The sequence below is a fragment of the Cysteiniphilum sp. GTC20157 genome (genome assembly GCF_055396795.1).
The window spans coordinates 986,437-1,005,362 of the sequence record NZ_AP044698.1; the positions used below are offsets into that span (position 1 = coordinate 986,437).

Sequence of the window (18,926 nt, forward strand, 5' to 3'; positions counted from 1 at the left end):
CAGTAGTAAATATCAAATAATACTGTGTTGCTGTTTTAGGTTGGTTAACGCCGTTTTTGTTTTCTTTAAGCGTTGTGCGGCACGTTGTTCGTTCAATCTGGCATAGTTATATACCAAAAAGTCAATAATTGTTAACTGTTTTAAACGATGTGCTATGGGCACAAATAATCCTGTATCTACTTGTTTTTTAATGTTTAAACGCACGGTGGCTGTTTGATCAACCGGTGAGCCAGGATCAGTGATGGTGATCACCTTAGCGCCATTACTGCGTGCTAGTTTACACAAACTAATTAAGGCTTCAGATTTACCGCTATTAGAAATAGCAATAATTGCATCCCCCGGCTCTAAAGAACCAATTGCCATTGCTGACATGTGCATATCAGGATAATAGCCAACTTTTGGCATCATTCTAAAGAGTTTATGGAAGCTATCAAACGCAGTACAGTTTGATGCGCCAAAGCCGCAAACAACAACTTTATTAGAGTCAATCAAAATATGTGTTGCTAATTCAAGCTGCTCATCATCAATTTCACGGTCAACATTAGCAATAGCAGCGCGCGCGTATTGAGCAACTTTGTCTTTAACAACTGCCGTAGAATCATCAAGTCGAATATCGATGGATTCACTGATTTTGCCAAGAGCTAATTCCTCGGCAAAGCGAATCTTAAATTCTTGAAAACCTTTGCAGCCAACTGCGCGACAAAAGCGGACAATGGTTGGTTCACTGACACCGATGTTGTGTGCAATGGTAGTAATGTTTAAAGAAGTTGCTTCATAGCTGTTGTCAATAATCCAATTCGCAACTTTTTGCTCAGATTTTCTTAATTTAAACTCCCCATTTTGAAGTTTTTCTAACATTGTTTCATCATGTCTCACGATTTTGTACCCCTAAGTTGCAGCGGTGTCACTGCATTTTTAGCTTTTAAGCGCTATAATCTGCAGAGTCATTAAGTTTTGCTTATAACCATAAAAAAATTGGACGCATTATAGCATGGCGTGTAGATAATAAACATGGATCACAGTAAAAATGCTAAAACATTTTATATACAACCTATCAAAGAATGATCCTGGGGCACATGTGCTGTCGATGGTGATCAAAGTTGGTGCGATTATGCTTATCTATTTTCTGATTGCATGGCGCCTTGGTTTTGTCTATGAAGTCATTATTTGGGTATTTTATTTTCTGGCATTTGCTGCCATCGTCTGTGCAGTCGGGGATATATATTCACGACGCAAAATTTTTATCTGGTTTTTAGTAGGCTTTGCTCTGGCATTAACCGTATCTTATTGGTTGCATCCCTATAAGTTGTTAAGTTTCACTTTGTTAATTATTTGTGCGTATTATGCTTTTTGGGTGAGAAAATATGACCCTATATTTAATCAGTTTCCTGGTTATTTAGTGATTGTATTGGCAATATCATCGATTCAATTGCCAGTGCTTAAACAGGATTTGACCCAATTATATATAAGCCTACTGTGTGTTGGCACTGCTTTCTTTGTGTTGGTATTAATGTTGCGACCATGGGACACCCCAAGGCAGTTATTACGTACTTTACAGATGCATGCGATTTTGTTGCAAAATGAAACGCGCTACATCTTACACATGGTATTTGATGTACATACTGATGCTTTTGATATAGATAAAACCAATAAAGAAGTCAGTGCACGTTTGATGACACTGCATAGTAAAGGTGCAAGTTGGATTATTCTGCCAAAGCGAAAAATCGCTTGGCATAAATGCTATGGTCACTATCATAGCTTAGTGCAAAACACCTTTCGTTTACTTTTTTTCTATTATACTTTATCCAAAAGAAAGTCAGATATCGCGGAAAGGGTTATTAAAAAAACCGCACTTAAAGATATCATCTATATGTCAACTAAACTTGCAGTTTGGGTATTTTTGATAAATGAAAATGAGGACTTTGAACGTCAACTAAATCAGTTTAAAGCATACAGTGATCACTTTAAAGAAGAGGTGTTAACCGCATCTACGTTGAAAGGCTGTCAAGTGCTTATTTTTGAGATATTACTTCTTCTTGAGAGTTTGCATAGTACAGCGTTGTCATTGAGAGAGGCCGCAGATGAGATTCGCTAATTGGTTAAATGCATTACCTGCGTATAAGCTTTTAGCCATTAGAGTGGCAAGCGCTTGTTTAATTGCCATTATTCTCACTGAGGCTATTGGTTTACAACGTAATTATTGGAGTGTTTTAGCCATTGTGTCTATCAGCATTAGCGTGCATGCAAGAGAAGTCTTATTTCGCTCCAAAGCTGTTGTTATCAATACGATTTTAGGCTGTTTTGCTGGGACAGTTGCGTATTATATATTAAATCTATATGTCCCATTTTATGTCATTATCACCGTGATTTTGGTGTTGGCGCTGTACACGCTTTATTTTAGTGTGGTGCATTATGCCGTAGGTGTTTTCTTTAGCAGTATTTTTGTGGTGATGTTTATTGGCACCTTATCTTTTTGGGATATGTCGTTACTTATTGCTCGCATATTGGATATTGCAATAGGGGCATTAGTCATTCTGCTAATCAGCAGGGTGTTAAGACAAAGTAATTTAAGAGAAAAATTTTATGTGGAGTTTTCATCGGTTTATCTTACGCATAAGCAGATTATTGAAATGTTTTTAATGCAAACAGTAGAGCAAGAAAAAGTATCTAATGATCAGGGTAATGATTTTGATCAAGTGCTAGATAAGGGGATGTTAAGACTTCTTGTAGATGAGCTAGCATTGCAGGAAAAACATGCTGTTGAAAATTTTATCAATACCAAAACAGAACTTAATAAGGCGCAAATTAATATCATTAAAGTACTGCTGTCAACGATGCGTGAGCTTATGTTTGTTTATCGTGCTTTATTGCTACTAGATGACCGTCAAAGCAATCAGAAATTAAAGCGTTTTTGTCGTCAGAAATTAGCAATGTTTTTTGATCTATTAAAAAATGAGTATGCTTTGTTTGAAAAAATGACCAATAGTCCAGCTAAAAAATAGTTGATTACTATAGCTTTGCATCTGTGTATCGATACGTGATTGCAAAATTCTTTTGTACGTTGATAAAAAGCATGTTATCGTAGCTGCACTTATGCTTAATTTAAGTGTTAATTTATGCAATTAAATACACGTTACGGACAATTCGGGGGCTGTTATGCGCCAGAGAGCTTGATGCCAATTTTGACAGAGATTGAGAAAGGGTTTATCGCCATTCAACAAGATGAATCTTTTCAGTTGGAGTTTAAACGGCTAATAAAAAACTATGCAGGGCGCGAAACACCAATTACCTATATACGTAACTTATCAGATAAATATGGCGCTAATATTTATCTTAAACGCGAGGATTTGTTGCATGGTGGTGCGCATAAAACCAATAACACCATTGGGCAGATGCTCTTGGCCAAACACCTTGGTAAAAAACGCGTGATTGCTGAGACGGGTGCCGGTCAACATGGGGTGGCAACTGCAATGACAGGTGCTATGCTTGGACTTGAAGTTGAGATTTATATGGGTGCAGTTGATATCGCCCGACAAAAGCCTAATGTTGAGCGTATGAAATTATTTGGAGCCAAGGTTCATAGCGTGTCATCGGGTAGTGCGACGTTAAAAGACGCGATCAATGATGCAATGCGTGATTGGATTAGTAATGCTGAAGATACTTATTATTGTTTTGGCACTGCAGCAGGGCCGCATCCATTTCCGGCATTGGTGCGTTACTTTCAAGAGGTTATAGGTAAAGAAGCACGTGCGCAAATGCTTAAAGCAAATAATTCCTTACCCGATGCTGTGATTGCGTGTATTGGCGGGGGTAGTAATGCGATTGGCATATTTAGTGGTTTTCTAAGCGATGCTAAGGTGGCTATTTATGGTGCGGAACCTGCCGGCAAAGGACTAGAAACCGGTGAGCATGCAGCGACGATGAATAAAGGTGAAATAGGTGTATTTCATGGGATGCAATCACTGTTCTTACAAGACAAAGATGGTCAGATTAAAGAGCCTTATTCGATTTCAGCCGGATTGGATTATCCAGGTATTGGCCCTGAGCATGTTTATTTGCAAGAGACAAAGCGTGTGACTTATCTTACCATTACCGATAATGAAGCCATTGCTGCATTTGAAGAGCTTTCAAAGAAAGAAGGTATTATTCCAGCATTTGAATCAGCGCACGCATTGGCATTGGCATTTCAATTAGCGCAGTCACAATTAAAAGGTAAAACTATTTTAGTCAATTTATCAGGGCGTGGTGATAAAGATCTACAGAGTTATTTTAGATATAAAGGACTTTCTGATGAGTAATCGATTCGACAAATTATTTAACAATCATGACAAAAAAGTATTTATGCCATTTTTCACCTTAGGTGATCCTAATTTTGATGAAAGCCTACATATCATTAGCACAGCAATTGATGCAGGCGTTCAGGCAATTGAGCTTGGCTTCCCATTTTCTGATCCAATTGCCGATGGTCCAACCAATCAACGCTCGATGGAAAGAGCATTAAAGTCAGGCATGACTTTTAATCGCTGTATTGAGATGCTGAGTATTATTCGTCAAAAGTATCCAGATATTGCCATTGGCTTATTAATTTATTACAACCTTTTGTTTAAGCAAGGTGAAAGCGCGTATCAAAAGCTACAAAGTGTTGGTGTGGATGCTGTTGTTTGTGCAGATTTACCGTTAGAAGAATCAAAAGAACATGAGACCTTACTTAAGAAGTATAATATTGGCGCAGTACAAATGGTTGCGCCAAACTCAAGCGATGAACGGGTCAAACAACTGGCTAATTGCAGCAGTGCATTTAATTATGTCTTAAGTGGTTTCGGTACGACCGGTGTTAAAAGTGAGATTGCGCCTCAAACCATCGCACGAATTAAGCAGGTAAGAGCGTTAATTGATCAACCAATGGTAGTAGGGTTTGGTATTTCAAAACCAGAACATGTCAAAGCGGTATGGCAAGCAGGTGGCAATGCGGCGATTGTTGGCAGTTATTTTACGTCATTAATTGAGCAACATTTAAATGACACAAAGATAGCAGCAGAGAAAATACGTCAGTTTATTAAGGCTTTATAATGAGAGAAAAAGTTGGGATTGTACTGTATTTATTTATTATTAGCATTTTGGCAGTAAATATTCATATCCAGATGCTAAAATCAGGTGTTCCCTATCCTGGAGAGCATTTTTTAGTGCCTAAATGGTATGATGCTCTTAAAGTTATTGTTCAGCTGTTTGGCTTATATTGGTTGTCTGGAAAGGTAGCTAGTATATATAGTGGTTGGGGAGTGGTAAAAAAAACAGCGGCTGTATTCTTAATTATGGCAGCTATGATGGAGTTATTACTTAGATTGCCATTAACGGCAGGTTATGTTAACGGTCAGGCATTTTTATTCACGTGGGTAGCTGCCTATTTACCCAAACTTATATGGTTGTTAGTATCGGTAATAGTCGTGTTGCTATTGAGTAATAAAAAGCAAGATAGTCAACTCAAATATATTATTGTGAAGCTAGTAGTAATTGTTATTTACGCAATCCTATCTGTAGTAATTTTAATGCCATTGCTTACTGGGTTATGCGCTAAACTGTTACCATTGCTTACACCGCCAAACCCTGCCAATATTATTCCTTCACCGTATAATTTTACAACAACTGTGATAACTTCCATTTTTTATATCGAGCCTGTTATTGCATGTTTTATAGTTGCATATTTAATATGGAGTACAAATTCTAGCTTTATTTGGCAGTGTATTAAAGTGACTTTTGCTATCTTGGTGCTGAATCAAGGGTTGGTGACATTTGTTGTATTTATGCTTCATAATAACTTGCCATTTATGAATGCGCTGTTAAGCGTGGGACAATTTACAATGGAGTCAATTTTTATTGGTATTATGATTTCGATTTTACTTTTTTATCTAAAAAGGAAACCCAAAAAGCAGGGGAATATTTTATAGTGCTTTAAGCAATATTTCCCCTAGTTTTTCGATTGTTTTAATATCAGTGTTTAATGGCGGCAACCAATAAATAGTATTCCCCAATGGACGCATTAGTGCACCTAATTCAATGGCTTTTTGATAGAGTTTATAACCCGCGCGTGCTTCTGTGGTTTTTAGATCAGCGGCAACCACGCCGCCTAGACTGCGAACGTTATGCAATTTTTGAGTGTTTTGAGCAATTTCCAGCATCATATTATACATCGTTGGCGCTAACGTTTTATTAACATAGTCAAGTGTGTGCTCACGTTCAAAAATATGTAGCGTTTCTAAAGCAACTCTTGAGGCCAACGTATTACCACTATGCGTATGTGAGTGCATAAAACCTTTTTGTGTTGCATAATCATCATAAAACAACGCATAAATTTCATTATGTGTTAAGCAAATACTCAAAGGCAACATGCCCGAAGTAATGCCTTTAGATAAGCAGATAAAGTCAGGCGTAATATCAGCATGTTCACAGGCGAGCATTTTGCCTGTGCGTCCAATGCCTGTCATAATCTCATCGGCAATTAAGTAAACATCATTTTCTTTGCACCATTTGGCGAGTCTCTTTAGATAATCTTTACTGTAAATTAGCATACCTCCAGCGCCTTGAATCAGTGGCTCAATAATGACCGCATTTAACTTATCTTTGATCATCTCTAATTGTTGTTGTGATTTTTGCCAAGCGCTGTGTGCATTATGCCAAAGTGGGTCGTTAATACCGGCGACATAGGGGATATCTTGTAAGAAAGTGCAATCAAATAACAGCGATTGATACGCTCGCTTATAGAGACCTAAATCACTGACGCTTAAGGTGGCACAAGTTTCGCCATGATAACCATTTTGCAGTGCGGCAAAATGGGTTTTGTTTGTCTGTCCTTTGATAACGCGCGCATGAATACTCATTTTCATCGCAATTTCAACAGCGCATGAACCGTCACTGGCAAAGAGTACCTTATCAGTATGGGTAAGATGACAGAGCTTTTGCGTTAATTGCTCAATGGTTGTATTGGTGGTATTCGCTAAAATCGTATGTTCAAGTGTGCCTAGTTGTTGTGTTAAGGCTTGCTGCAAATCTGGGTGGCTGTGCCCCAATGACTTACACCACCAACTTGAGATCGCATCAATGATTGGTTTGTCGTTGTGGTAGATGAAACTACCTTTGGCTTTGGTGATATTAAGTGGCGAGAAGGTTTCATAATCCTTCATCTGTGAGCAAGGGTGCCAAAGATTGGTCGAATACATCTTTTTGTAAACCTTAATTAAATTATAAGTTGACTAAAGTGGCAAGTATATCTAGATTGTTGCCGATGTAAAAGTATCGCAATGTGAAAAACAAAGGATAAAGGATAATAATGCCAATGATTGATTTAAATTATGCACAAAGCTTATATCAAAAACCATTTAATGAATTGCTATTCAAAGCACAAACAGTGCATCGTGCGAATTTTGCCAATGAGGTTGAGTTATGTGTATTACTGAGTATTAAAACAGGAAGCTGCCCTGAAGACTGTAAATATTGCCCGCAAAGTGGTCATTATAATGCTGGTGTTCAAAAAGAAAAGCTCATGGATGTAGAGAGTATTGTGTTACAAGCCCAAAGAGCCAAAGAGCTTGGTGCCAAGCGTTTTTGTATGGGTGCTGCGTGGCGCAATCCACCGGAGAAAGCGATGCCACAATTAATTGAAATTATCCAATCGGTTAAGTCACTAGGATTAGAGACTTGTATGACTTTAGGGATGTTATCCAAAGCACAAGCTACAGAATTAGCTGATGCAGGCCTTGATTATTACAATCACAATTTGGATACTTCAGAGGCGTTTTATCAAGAGATTATTAGCACCAGAGATTATCAATCACGCTTAGATACGCTAGAGGAAGTGTCAAATGCCGGCATGAAAGTTTGTTGTGGCGGCATTCTTGGAATGGGAGAGACGATTGATGATCGCTTGCAAATGTTGGTAACATTGGCGAATTTAAAAACACCACCTGCGAGTGTGCCAATCAATCAATTGATTCCAGTGCCAGGAACACCGCTGGGCAATCAATTAAACAAAGCACAAATTGATACTTTTGATTTTATACGTACGATTGCAGTGGCAAGAATCTTAATGCCAAGCTCAAAAATCAGGCTTTCAGCAGGTCGTTCGCAAATGAGTGATGAAATGCAGGCTTTAGCATTTCTAGCGGGAGCGAACTCTATCTTTTATGGTGATAAGCTATTAACTGCAGAGAATCCTTCAGAGAATCATGATCTAAAACTGCTTAATACGCTTGGCTTTAAAGTAACAAAAAACAGTGAGGAGCATCATGAGCTTGTTAGCCAATGATGCGCGTTACAGTGATTATTTAACGGCAATTAAACAAAACGGGCGTTATCGACAACGCGTATTTACCCAAATAAAAGATAAGCTTATTCATATTGATCAGCATGCTTTGATCAATTTTAGTGGTAATGATTATTTGGGATTATCGCAACATATAGAGGTTAAAAAAAAGGCGCAACAAGCAATTGAATGTTATGGTGTTGGTAGCACGTCATCAGCGATTGTTTCAGGAAGTCATTATCTCATTGAGTCGCTAGAGCATAATATGGCGGCGTTTGTAGGCTATCCACGTGCTTTGCTGTTTAACTCTGGTTACCATGCCAATTTAGCCGTAATGAGTTTGTTGGCAATGCAAGGTAAAGGGGCAAAAGATGCTCAGGCAATAGTTGCGGATAAATTAGTTCATGCCTCTATTTTGGATGGTATTGCACTATCTGGTGCCAAACTTAAGCGCTATCCTCATCAGAATATTAGCAGTCTACATGCTATCTTGCAGAAGCACCCAGAAGCTAGATATGTCATAACTGAAGGTATATTTAGCATGGATGGTGATATCTCACCTTTGAGAAGACTTGCCAATGTTGACCATACTAAACTTATTGTTGATGATGCGCATGGTTTTGGTGTGTTAGGTCAATCAGGTAGAGGTGCGGTAGACTATGCGGATTTAACTTTTAATGATGTGCCTGTCATGATCGTGCCATGCGGTAAAGCATTCGGTGCTATGGGTGCATTTGTTTGTGCAAGTGATGAGTTTATTGAGCTGTTAATACAAACAGCACGTAGCTATATCTACAGCACAGCACTTGCCATTCCCATTGTTGCTGCTTTAAATGCCAGTTTAAAGCTGATTATGAATGGTGATTATTTACGTGAAAAGCTGTTTGAGAATATTACCTTTTTTAACCAATATGCAGAAAAGCTTGGGCTTAATGTTGTGTCAGATGATTTGACGCCAATTCGCAGTATTATCATTGGCGATAATCAACAAACACAAAACGTACAAAATCTGCTTAAAGATAAAGGTTTTTATGTTTCATGCATTCGTCCACCAACAGTACCACAAAATAGTGCACGATTACGCATATCACTAAGCGCACTACATGATACACGTGATATAAACGCATTATTGGATCAATTGGTGCGTGTGTTATGAGTATTCAAAATCATTTATTTCTATCAGGCTGGGGATTTAAGGCGAGTCTATGGCAAGTATTTTATCCTGAGATATCATCAACGCAGTGTATAGATATGCCTTGTTTTAAGAGTGCAAACGAAGAGCAAATATTACAAGAATTATCAGTGAAATTAGCCAAAGCTGAAGTTATTCACGCATGGTCACATAGTGGTTTGTGGGTTTTGAGACTCATTCAACAAAATAAGCTGAATGTCAAAGATAAAAGTATTTACTGCTATGGGTTGCCATTATTATGGCAGTTTGCCAGTGATGAGAAAAAACAAGCGTTTATAAGGCAATATCAATTAAATCCAAATAGATTGGCACAAAAGTTTTTAAAGCTTGTTGCTTTTCCAGAGGTTGATAGGCTTAAAGATGTAGAGTCGTATTGCCTTTTAACAGATGAAGCACAATATCACAGTCAATTAAACTATTTAAAGTGGATGTTTGACTTTGCTCAAATGATGCCAGTAACGGATGCACTTGCTTTGTGTGATAAAACTGGCGTTAAGGTATTTTTGGCAGAAAAAGATGCGATTGTTGATAGTACATCTTTGGCAAAGTTACTTAATGGTAAGCTGACAAAGAATCAAAGCCACCTAGGCTTATTGCATCTTGCCAAGAGTGAAGTAAGCGCATGCTAAAATCACCACGCATAAGCTTTAGTGCCGCTAAAGATAGCTATCATCAGCACGATCAAGTGCAACGCAAGGTCGATCAAAATTTAAAAAACATGGTATTTAAGCATCTTGAGCAAACTAATCGAAATATAAAGCATATATTAGAGTTAGGCTGCGGTGATGGTGTTGCTAGTATGGATATCGCAAAACGACTAATGCCATTGTCTTATGATGCAGTTGATATTGCTGATATTTTAATTGATAAAGCCAAAGAAATTCAAATTGATCATTTGCCCATAAAGGGGGGCTTTAACTTTATACAGGGTGATTTTAATCAGTCACAATTCTGGCAAGCATTACCTCAAAAAAAATATGACCTTATCTATAGCAATATGGCGTTACAGTGGTCTGATTGTTTGTTGACGTTACTTAAGCGCATCAATCAAATATTATCTATACATGGTGTGTTGGCATTTTCCATTCCACTTAATGATACTTTTGATGAGCTTAAAAATGTGGTGCGTATTAATCAGTTTATAAGTCATGATAAAGTCAAAGCGCTTTTTAAGATGTTTGATTGGCAATGTATAAATATTGATAAGCAAAGCATTCAATTAGAGTTTTTAAATAGGAAGACACAGCTCAAACATTTGAAAAGTACCGGTGTGAATAGTTATTTGGGGTGTGAAAGACCGCAGATGAGAATGCTTTTGGGGTATTTGCGTGATGATAATGATCAAATGACAACGTTAAGTTATGAGATTGGAATATATGTGATTGCCAAACAATTTCCGTAGGGGTAATTCATGAATTACCCCTGTTACGGTGGCAAATATATCAGGCAATTCGTGAATTGTCTCTACGGTGGCGTGTGGTGTATATCAGGCAATTCGTGAATTGCCCCTACGGTGGCGTGTGGTATATGTCGGGCAATTCGTGAATTGCCCGTACAAGACCTTCGTAGGGGCGTATTGCATACGCCCTTTATGAAATGCCTTTTAAAAATAATTAATAAGGAAAATAGATGAGTATAACTTCATTAACAAAACATAAGCAAATTGCCATTATCGGCACAGATACTGAAGTGGGCAAAACTTACGTTTGTGTTCACTTGATGAATCAATTAAAAAATCAGGGCTTAACAGTTGCTGGATTAAAACCAATGGCATCAGGCGCTTTTATTAAAGATGGTCACTTAGTTAATGAGGATGCATTGGCTTTACAAGAAGCATCCTCTGTGTCACTTTCTTATGAATTAGTAAACCCTAATGTTTTTGAACCTGCCATTGCCCCGCATATTGCTGCAGAGCAGGCAAATAAATCATTAACTGTTGAAAAATTGGTTGAGCAAACCAAGCATTCTTTAGCGCAAATTAACAGTGATATTACTTTTATCGAAGGCGCAGGCGGACTACTAACACCATTAAACTATAATGAAACCTGGGCGGACTATTTAAAAGCTTTGGATATTCCAGTGCTTTTAGTCGTTGGTATGAAGCTTGGCTGTATTAATCATGCTTTGTTAACCGAGCACTATCTTAAGCAGCAACACATACCCTATATTGGTTGGGTCGCTAATTGCATTAATCCTGATATGCCTGTTTTGCAAGAAAATATTTTAACATTGGAGCAAATGTTAACAACCTCAAAAGTAGCAGATATTCAGTTTGATCTGTAAATAGTTAACCTATAATGATGTCAGCAGTTTAGTTTCATTATAAAATATGCCTTATTTTGATTATTGTTGGTTTATTTCCTTCTTTAATCATGTATTTTTATTTTTTTAGATAAATTTTATAAAATTTAAGATATTTTCTATCGCACATGCTCATTTTTTTCGGTAAATTACTATAAGGATAATTAATAGGATATTGATGAATGTTATCAAGTACACTTAAATTCGAGTGTGTTACATTAAAAAGGGGAAGGTATGAAATCAACTAAATTGAAACGTGATTTAAAAACGCGCCATTTAACGATGATTGCGTTAGGTGGTACTGTTGGCACGGGATTGTTTCTTGCCAGTGGTTCAGCCATTTCACAGGCAGGACCAGGTGGCGCGTTAATAGGTTATGCATTAGTTGCGATTGTGGTATATATGCTAATGACTAGTACCTCATCCTTTAAATAAGTAAATATTATGTCGCCTGTAGAACTCTCCCCTTATATGTCCATTTAAATGGCTTAGCCAATACATCATTAAAGTACCCAATAAATGCCGTTATTTTATCTTTAAGCTCAACTGTTGACTTCGTAGATAAACGTTTAAGTAATCGCTTAACCAAAATGCTAAACCATATCTCAACTTGATTAAGCCATGAAGCATGTTTCGGTGTATATACAAACCGAATACGATGTGAACTATCTTCAAGAAACGCTTTACGTGTTTGCATGTTTTTCAACACGCCATGTTTGCCTTTTTCACCAATATCCACCCCAGTAATACCACACAAATTAAGCACTAGCAAAACCAACGCTTCAGACATGTGCGTATTTAATTGATCAACAACGAAAACCCAATTAGCCTTAGGCTTCGTTTGCACTGTTTGCTCGACATGATTCTTGAAATCTTCTTCCGTTCTGGTATCACCTATGGTTGGAGCAATTATTTTACCTGAAGCAATATCAAAATTTGCAATTAAACATTGTGTGCCATGGCGTTCATAGCTGTTATCAACGCGTTCACAATGATCCAGATTCATTGGAGTGATTTGACGCTCCAATGCCTGTATCCCTGTTTTCTCATCACAACTGACCACTTGAAGCATGTCATTGTCCTTTTCATCATATGCTTTTTGATAGGTGTTGCACACTTGCGCTACTTCATGATCAAATGTGGCTTGATCCTCAATGGGTGTGTGTATCCACTGTTTTACCTTATGGGGCTTTATATCTGCCTGATTTTAAAAAAACATGTAGTTGGGAAATTGAAATGCTGTCCACTATTTGTCGTTTAACTAACTCTGCAGCCAAACTTGGTAAACTCCAATGACTTAAAGGAAGCCCTGATTTTTCTGGTGCTTCGCAAGCAACGCTTATAATTTTACAAATTTGCTCTGCGCTAAACTTTGCAGGTGTTCCTTCTCTAGGTAGATCATCAAGTATTTCGCATATAGCTCGCTCATACTCAATACCTTTTATTTCTTCTCGTTCAAGGCATGCAAGTTTTTCTGAAGCATTATTCCAACGATCACGCCATTTGCCTACCGTGCTAGCTACTATATTCAACTCAGAAAGTGTATCTTTTGTGCGTCTATGATCTGCGCTGTCAAGAATAATCTTGGCTCTTAGTTTATAGCGATATTGTCCCGTATTTGATGTATGCAGTTTTGACAGAATATGTCTTTGTTTTTCAGTCAGAATAATTGCTTGTTTAGCCTTTGCCATTGTCGCTTTAATAGTCAGTCATTTATAAGGATTTATTATACTACATTTTGTCTTTGTTTATTTAGAATATGCAGCACTAGTCTAGGTGAGATGTCAACATACGCACCATGTACAGGGTCTTTTAATAAGTACTCAGAAAAATTTGTTGATCCAGCACTTGGATTTGCCATGGGTTGGAATTATTGGTTTAACTGGGCAATGACTATTTCTGCTGACTTATTAGGAGCTGGACTCTTGATGCAGTTTTGGTTTCCGGGTACCCCTGTCGTGATGTGGAGCGCGATTTTCTTTGTTATTATTCTGGCAGTAAACCTGTTCTCAGTTTCAATGTATGGCGAGTCAGAATATTGGTTATCATTTATAAAGGTATCATTTGTTATTATTTTTATTTTGGTTGGCGCATTGGCTATTTTTGGTATTAGTGAGAATGGTCATGCTGTTGGCTTTAGTAATTGGCATGTTGCGGATGCGCCATTTAATGGTGGGTTATTCACGATACTCGGTGTGTTTTTGATTGCCGGTTATTCATTCCAAGGAACGGAAATTGTTGGTGTTGCCGCAGGCGAGGCAAAAGACCCAAGAAAAGCAATACCCAAAGCCATTCGTAGTACATTTTGGCGTTTGACTTTATTTTATGTATGCGCATTAGGCATTATCGGCTTTTTGGTGCCATATACGGCAAGTTGGTTAGCAAACCCTGAATCTAATGTGGCCATGAGTCCATTTACGATGGTATTTCAAAGTACGGGATTCACCTATGCTGCAACGCTTGTTAATATTGTGTTAGTTACGGCAGTATTATCAGCTGCAAATTCATGTATTTATACTTCATCACGTACGTTATGGTATTTATCTAAATCAAAACAAGCGCCTAAAGTCTTATCGAAAACGAACCGTCGTGGTGTGCCGGTGATTGGTGTATTAGTGACATCGATCTTGGGAGCGACGTTTTTCTTAGCGTCTTTTATTGGCAATGGCGCAATTTTCAATTGGCTCGTTAATTTAATTAGTTTATCTGGATATATTGGTTGGTTAAGTATTTCAATTAGCCATTTGCGTTTTCGCCGCGCGTATATCAAACAGGGGAAGTCACTTGATGACTTGGTTTATAAATCAAAATTTTATCCATATGGACCTATTATTTCGATTGTTGCTTTGGTGATTATGATGTTTGGTGCGCAAGTTGAGCAGATGCTATCAGGCACTGCGACGTGGGGCGCTTTCTTTGCGACATATAGTGGTGTGATTTTATTTATTATTTTGTATCTTGGTTACAAATGGCGTAAGCGTACCAAGTTTGCACGCTCTGCGACGTCAGATATTGATTTCTTCCATAAAGAAGCCCATCAAAGCGCTTTTTAAATTGAGAAATCAATGTGACTTTAATAAACAATGGCAAACAATTTCAATTGATCTTGATAATTTAGATAACAGTACAACTAAAGAGTTTAGAATTGTAGAGACAGGTGCCAATGATAGCCTTGGCGGGCTTTTGGATATCGAAAGTGTCAAAATATCGCCTGTCACATATTAAGCTTTTTGTTTGATAAGGAAGATAACTGCAACAGTAGCAATAAAATAGGAAAATAACACAACCATCATACCATTATGGTAGCTTGAACCATCATATAGGTAGTTTGTTGTGGGTTGTAACTGACTTGCACGGATGACATAGCCAACAAATGGCTGAAAAATAAAGCCAGAAATAACAACAGCCATATTATTAAAACCAATGGCAGTGGCTCGATGCTCTAGTTGATTATTGCGTGAAACCAAAGAAAAGCTTAATGCTTGTCCCGCACATGCAGCGCCCGCGGCAAAAAACAATATGACAAGGATTATGACGCTATTAATTGGTGCTAGTGTAATAAACCCAAAAGAAATGACACCAAGTAGTGCGCAAAGTATAAGCACACGTTTGATATGCTCTGTTTTGTCGGCAAGAAACCCAAACAAAGGACTGCCAACGGCAATACCAATCCACATAAAAGTGACAATGGTTGCAGCGACTGAAAAAGGAACATTAAAGTATTGCTCAACAAAAGGAATGCCATAAAGTGAGGCAACAACTGCCATTGGCATCCATAGTAAACAAGCATAGATTGCAATCATCCACGTTTGGGACTGGCGCGCAACAGACTTAAAAGCAAGCCATGAACTTGTCACGGGTTTTGTTGTTAGGTGTTTATTAGGAAGCTTTAAATAGAAAAACATGATAATCAAGAGAATCAAACCAAAGCTGCTGATAATCATCATCGTTGCACGCCAGCCAAAGTGATCAATCAGTGGGATCAGTGGCAAAGCGCCACACATGGCACCCAATGCTGCAAGCATTTGCGTAACACCGGCAATTAGAGTGAAATAGCGCCTGCTAAAGACATGGCTAGCAACGACAAGCACGCCAATAAAAGCAAAGGCTGAGCCAAAGCCCATGAAAATGCGTGCACAAGCCGCAAGATAAAAATTTGGTGCTAATCCAAAAAGAAATCCGCCAATGACGCAAATCAAAAGGGGCAACATAATCACATTGCGTGCAGAGAATCGATCATAGATAAGACCTGCCGGAATCTGCATTAAAGTATAGGTAATAAAGTAAGCGCCAGAGGTGACGCCAAGCCAGAATATGTCAATATGTAGACTACTCATTAGATTTTCGGTCATAATGCCAGGTGAGACTTGAAGTGCCATTTCAAAAAAAAGAAACAGTGCGGCTAAAATAAATAAAAATACTGATTTAAACATAAGTTAGGTTGTCCTGTTTATTGGTTATGTTTCTACGTTTAAAATATCAAAAATTAAGATGCCTAATTAAAGATAAGCTGAACATGATTAACAATAGAGTAACTAGAAGTGCAGCAAAACTTAATTAGGCTTAATACATCGACAACAACAAATAGGATGAAAAATAGCAGCACAGTCATTTGAGCTAGATAACTGTGTGTTTAGATATTTATTGTGCTGCATTTAAGTTTTTCTTGCCCGAAAGATCAGTGATTAGGAAGATAGACTACCTTGAAAAAAACAAAATGCAAAATATTTTTTGTATCCATTCATTCTTGTCAATACGGCTAAAGGAAAAAGGAAAACGGGATAAGACTAAATATTTGCCCAAAAGGGCTCATCGTACCCTGAGCGTAAGTCAAAGCGATGCACTGAGCATCAGTCGAAGTAGGTAAGTTTAGGAAAGTCACACTTAATAGAGGCTTCGACTTACGCTCAGCCAACGCTTATAGAGTCAAAGTGGATTGGGATATTGTCATTGCCGGAAAACAAACCCTTAATCCGTTGACACAAACACCAAAACCCATTAACCTTTGCGCATATGATACCAAGTCAGTACTATTTTGATGTTAAAAGTCAGTAAACTTGCTGATTATGCTGTGATGATCGTGCTTAAATTTGCACAAAATCCGCAAGGATTATATAGTGCCACTGACCTTATTAGTCTCACAGGACTAAATCTGCCGACTGTGCGCAAGGTGCTTAAATTGCTAAGCCTAAAAGGCATATTGCTTGCCAAGCGTGGCGCTGAAGGTGGTTATACTCTGGCTTCTGAAGTGAGTGAAATTTCAGTACTTGACATTGTTGAAGCGATCGATGGGAGGTTGGCATTTACCGAGTGTTGCAGTGCAGGATTTGTGTCATGTTCTGTCAATGATTGTCATATGGGTGGCTATTGGCATGTGATTAATAAAAAAGTGCGTGAGACATTAAATGGCTTTAAGGTGCTAGAGTTAATGAATACGTCAGCGGATGAATTAAAAGTATCAAACAAAGTAAATAATATAAAACAAACTAAGTAAAAGAAATTAAGTAATAAACCAGTAAAGAGATCATGCGACATGACGGATGAAAAAATAAATAAAATGCTTGACCAAGAATACAAGCACGGCTTTGTGACTGAGGTTGAACAAGAGCGTTTTCGTGACGGCTTGGATGAGGATATCATTCGACAGATTTCCAAGCGCAAAAATGAGCCTGAATTTATGCTTAAATGGCGCCTGCAGGCATATCATAAATGGCTAGAAATGAAAGAGCCAACATGGGCGCATGTTGATTATGAGCCAATTGATTATCAAGCGATTAGTTACTATGCGGCACCCAAGTCAGCAGCTGATAAGCCGAAAAGTTTAGATGAAGTAGATCCAGAATTAATTGAGACTTATAACAAATTAGGTATTCCTTTGCATGAACAAGAAATGCTTGCCGGTGTTGCTGTAGATGCGGTATTTGATTCTGTCTCTGTGGTGACCACTTTTAAAGAAAAGCTCGCTGAAGCGGGTGTAATATTTTGCCCAATTTCAGAGGCATTACAGAAATATCCTGAGCTTATTGAAAAATATATTGGTTCAGTGGTACCGCAAACGGATAATTATTTTGCAGCATTAAACTCTGCTGTATTTAGCGATGGCTCATTTGTGTATATTCCCAAAGGCGTGCGTTGCCCGATGGAGTTATCAACTTATTTTCGGATTAATGCCTCAAATACGGGACAATTTGAACGTACCTTAATTATTGCTGATGAGGGCAGTTATGTCAGTTATTTAGAAGGGTGCACGGCCCCTATGCGTGATGAAAATCAGTTGCATGCAGCAGTGGTTGAGTTAGTCGCATTAAAAGATGCTGAAATTAAATATTCCACTGTGCAAAACTGGTATCCTGGTGATAAAGACGGTAAAGGTGGCATTTATAACTTTGTGACTAAGCGTGGAGTGTGTATGGGAAGTAATGCTAAGATCTCATGGACACAAGTGGAAACCGGTTCATCTATTACTTGGAAATATCCATCGGTAATTTTGCGCGGGGATAACAGTGTCGGTGAGTTTTACTCTGTGGCCTTAACGCGTCATGCGCAACAAGCAGATACCGGCACCAAAATGATTCATATGGGCAAAAATACCAAAAGCACGATCATTTCAAAAGGTATTTCCGCGGGACGCGCGCAAAATGCGTATCGTGGGTTAGTGCGTATGCTGCCAACAGCGGATAATGCACGCAATTTCTCACAATGTGACTCTTTATTGATCGGGCATGAGTGTGGTGCGCATACTTATCCGTATATTGAAAACAAATCAAAATCAGCGCAAATTGAACATGAAGCCACGACATCAAAGATCTCTGATGAGCAACTTTTTTACTGTCGACAACGGGGCATGTCAGAAGAAGATGCCGTGGCGATGATAGTTAATGGCTTTTGTAAAGATGTCTTTAAAAAACTACCCCTTGAGTTTGCGGTTGAAGCACAAAAATTGATGGAAGTTAGCCTAGAGGGCGCAATAGGGTAGTGAAATAAAAGAAAGTGTAAAAGCTTTCAGAGGTGCAAGAATAAAAGTAAATAATTGAAGTTACGTGTTTTAGAAAAACCATGTTTTTAAAACACCCCGTCAGCCTACGGCTGCCGCCCCTCTTGCAAAGAGGGGCCCGAGCTTGTGAGGCGGGTGTTGGA

19 protein-coding genes and 1 pseudogene are annotated in these 18,926 nt (G+C 38.3%); 15 read left to right on the forward strand and 5 right to left on the reverse strand.

The window, feature by feature from the left end; translation table 11 throughout:
* Nucleotides 1–12: 12 nt before the first annotated feature.
* A complete protein-coding gene (locus ACZ5V8_RS04395; protein ID WP_464218508.1) occupies nucleotides 13–858 on the reverse strand; it encodes a MurR/RpiR family transcriptional regulator in 846 nt (281 codons plus the stop codon).
* A 169-nt stretch (nucleotides 859–1,027) separates the two neighbouring features.
* Here ACZ5V8_RS04395 and ACZ5V8_RS04400 point away from each other — a divergent pair, with 169 nt between their 5' ends.
* From ACZ5V8_RS04400 to ACZ5V8_RS04420, 5 genes are all read left to right on the forward strand, one after another.
* Nucleotides 1,028–2,095, forward strand: coding sequence for a hypothetical protein (locus ACZ5V8_RS04400; RefSeq protein ID WP_440615581.1), 1,068 nt, complete (start codon nucleotides 1,028–1,030; stop codon nucleotides 2,093–2,095).
* Nucleotides 2,082–3,002 carry an FUSC family protein gene (locus ACZ5V8_RS04405; RefSeq protein ID WP_464218509.1) on the forward strand — a complete coding sequence of 307 codons (921 nt, stop codon included), beginning with the start codon at nucleotides 2,082–2,084 and terminating at the stop codon, nucleotides 3,000–3,002. The genes ACZ5V8_RS04400 and ACZ5V8_RS04405 overlap by 14 nt, the downstream gene beginning before the upstream one ends.
* Before the next feature lie 114 nt (nucleotides 3,003–3,116).
* The gene (gene trpB / locus ACZ5V8_RS04410) at nucleotides 3,117–4,298 is read left to right on the forward strand and encodes a tryptophan synthase subunit beta (protein ID WP_464218510.1); all 1,182 of its coding nucleotides are present in this window, start codon (nucleotides 3,117–3,119) and stop codon (nucleotides 4,296–4,298) included.
* Nucleotides 4,291–5,070: a tryptophan synthase subunit alpha gene (gene trpA / locus ACZ5V8_RS04415; RefSeq protein WP_464218511.1), complete on the forward strand. Its 780-nt coding sequence runs from the start codon at nucleotides 4,291–4,293 to the stop codon at nucleotides 5,068–5,070. Before trpB ends, trpA begins: the two co-directional genes overlap by 8 nt.
* On the forward strand, nucleotides 5,070–5,945 hold the full coding sequence (locus ACZ5V8_RS04420; protein WP_464218512.1) for a hypothetical protein: 876 nt from the start codon (nucleotides 5,070–5,072) through the stop codon (nucleotides 5,943–5,945). Before trpA ends, ACZ5V8_RS04420 begins: the two co-directional genes overlap by 1 nt.
* Here the strand turns inward: ACZ5V8_RS04420 and bioA are convergent.
* The gene (bioA, locus tag ACZ5V8_RS04425) at nucleotides 5,940–7,214 is read right to left on the reverse strand and encodes an adenosylmethionine--8-amino-7-oxononanoate transaminase (RefSeq protein ID WP_464218513.1); all 1,275 of its coding nucleotides are present in this window, start codon (nucleotides 7,212–7,214) and stop codon (nucleotides 5,940–5,942) included. The genes ACZ5V8_RS04420 and bioA overlap by 6 nt on opposite strands.
* Before the next feature lie 119 nt (nucleotides 7,215–7,333).
* Between bioA and bioB the strand changes: the two genes are divergently transcribed.
* From bioB to ACZ5V8_RS04455, 6 genes and pseudogenes are all read left to right on the forward strand, one after another.
* Nucleotides 7,334–8,299 carry a biotin synthase BioB gene (gene bioB / locus ACZ5V8_RS04430; protein ID WP_440615594.1) on the forward strand — a complete coding sequence of 322 codons (966 nt, stop codon included), beginning with the start codon at nucleotides 7,334–7,336 and terminating at the stop codon, nucleotides 8,297–8,299.
* Nucleotides 8,280–9,452, forward strand: coding sequence for an aminotransferase class I/II-fold pyridoxal phosphate-dependent enzyme (locus tag ACZ5V8_RS04435; RefSeq protein WP_464218515.1), 1,173 nt, complete (start codon nucleotides 8,280–8,282; stop codon nucleotides 9,450–9,452). Before bioB ends, ACZ5V8_RS04435 begins: the two co-directional genes overlap by 20 nt.
* Nucleotides 9,449–10,117: a hypothetical protein gene (locus tag ACZ5V8_RS04440; protein WP_464218516.1), complete on the forward strand. Its 669-nt coding sequence runs from the start codon at nucleotides 9,449–9,451 to the stop codon at nucleotides 10,115–10,117. The genes ACZ5V8_RS04435 and ACZ5V8_RS04440 overlap by 4 nt, the downstream gene beginning before the upstream one ends.
* Entirely contained in the window at nucleotides 10,111–10,890 is a 780-nt protein-coding gene (locus ACZ5V8_RS04445; protein WP_464218517.1) for a methyltransferase domain-containing protein, read from the forward strand. Before ACZ5V8_RS04440 ends, ACZ5V8_RS04445 begins: the two co-directional genes overlap by 7 nt.
* Before the next feature lie 227 nt (nucleotides 10,891–11,117).
* Entirely contained in the window at nucleotides 11,118–11,771 is a 654-nt protein-coding gene (bioD, locus tag ACZ5V8_RS04450) for a dethiobiotin synthase (protein WP_464218518.1), read from the forward strand.
* Between the two features lie 252 nt (nucleotides 11,772–12,023).
* Nucleotides 12,024–12,206 (forward strand): annotated as a pseudogene (locus ACZ5V8_RS04455) (lysine transporter); the annotation flags it as partial.
* Between the two features lie 25 nt (nucleotides 12,207–12,231).
* On the opposite strand, the gene ACZ5V8_RS04460 reads toward ACZ5V8_RS04455, so the two are convergent.
* Both ACZ5V8_RS04460 and ACZ5V8_RS04465 read right to left on the reverse strand, forming a co-directional pair.
* Nucleotides 12,232–12,906: a transposase gene (locus ACZ5V8_RS04460; protein ID WP_464217023.1), complete on the reverse strand. Its 675-nt coding sequence runs from the start codon at nucleotides 12,904–12,906 to the stop codon at nucleotides 12,232–12,234.
* Between the two features lie 64 nt (nucleotides 12,907–12,970).
* Nucleotides 12,971–13,480 carry a helix-turn-helix domain-containing protein gene (locus tag ACZ5V8_RS04465; protein ID WP_464217022.1) on the reverse strand — a complete coding sequence of 170 codons (510 nt, stop codon included), beginning with the start codon at nucleotides 13,478–13,480 and terminating at the stop codon, nucleotides 12,971–12,973.
* Between ACZ5V8_RS04465 and ACZ5V8_RS04470 the strand changes: the two genes are divergently transcribed.
* Both ACZ5V8_RS04470 and ACZ5V8_RS04475 read left to right on the forward strand, forming a co-directional pair.
* On the forward strand, nucleotides 13,433–14,842 hold the full coding sequence (locus ACZ5V8_RS04470; protein ID WP_464218519.1) for an amino acid permease: 1,410 nt from the start codon (nucleotides 13,433–13,435) through the stop codon (nucleotides 14,840–14,842). The two genes, ACZ5V8_RS04465 and ACZ5V8_RS04470, sit on opposite strands and share 48 nt — an antisense overlap.
* 1 nt (nucleotide 14,843) lies before the next feature.
* Entirely contained in the window at nucleotides 14,844–15,014 is a 171-nt protein-coding gene (locus tag ACZ5V8_RS04475) for a hypothetical protein (RefSeq protein ID WP_440615571.1), read from the forward strand.
* On the opposite strand, the gene ACZ5V8_RS04480 is transcribed toward ACZ5V8_RS04475, so the two are convergent.
* Entirely contained in the window at nucleotides 15,011–16,222 is a 1,212-nt protein-coding gene (locus ACZ5V8_RS04480) for an MFS transporter (RefSeq protein ID WP_464218520.1), read from the reverse strand. The genes ACZ5V8_RS04475 and ACZ5V8_RS04480 overlap by 4 nt on opposite strands.
* A 605-nt stretch (nucleotides 16,223–16,827) precedes the next feature.
* Here ACZ5V8_RS04480 and ACZ5V8_RS04485 point away from each other — a divergent pair.
* Nucleotides 16,828–17,283, forward strand: a complete 456-nt coding sequence (locus ACZ5V8_RS04485) for an SUF system Fe-S cluster assembly regulator (protein WP_464218521.1) — start codon at nucleotides 16,828–16,830, stop codon at nucleotides 17,281–17,283.
* A 39-nt stretch (nucleotides 17,284–17,322) separates the two neighbouring features.
* Nucleotides 17,323–18,765, forward strand: a complete 1,443-nt coding sequence (gene sufB / locus ACZ5V8_RS04490) for a Fe-S cluster assembly protein SufB (protein WP_464218522.1) — start codon at nucleotides 17,323–17,325, stop codon at nucleotides 18,763–18,765.
* The last annotated feature ends 161 nt before the right edge of the window (nucleotides 18,766–18,926 follow it).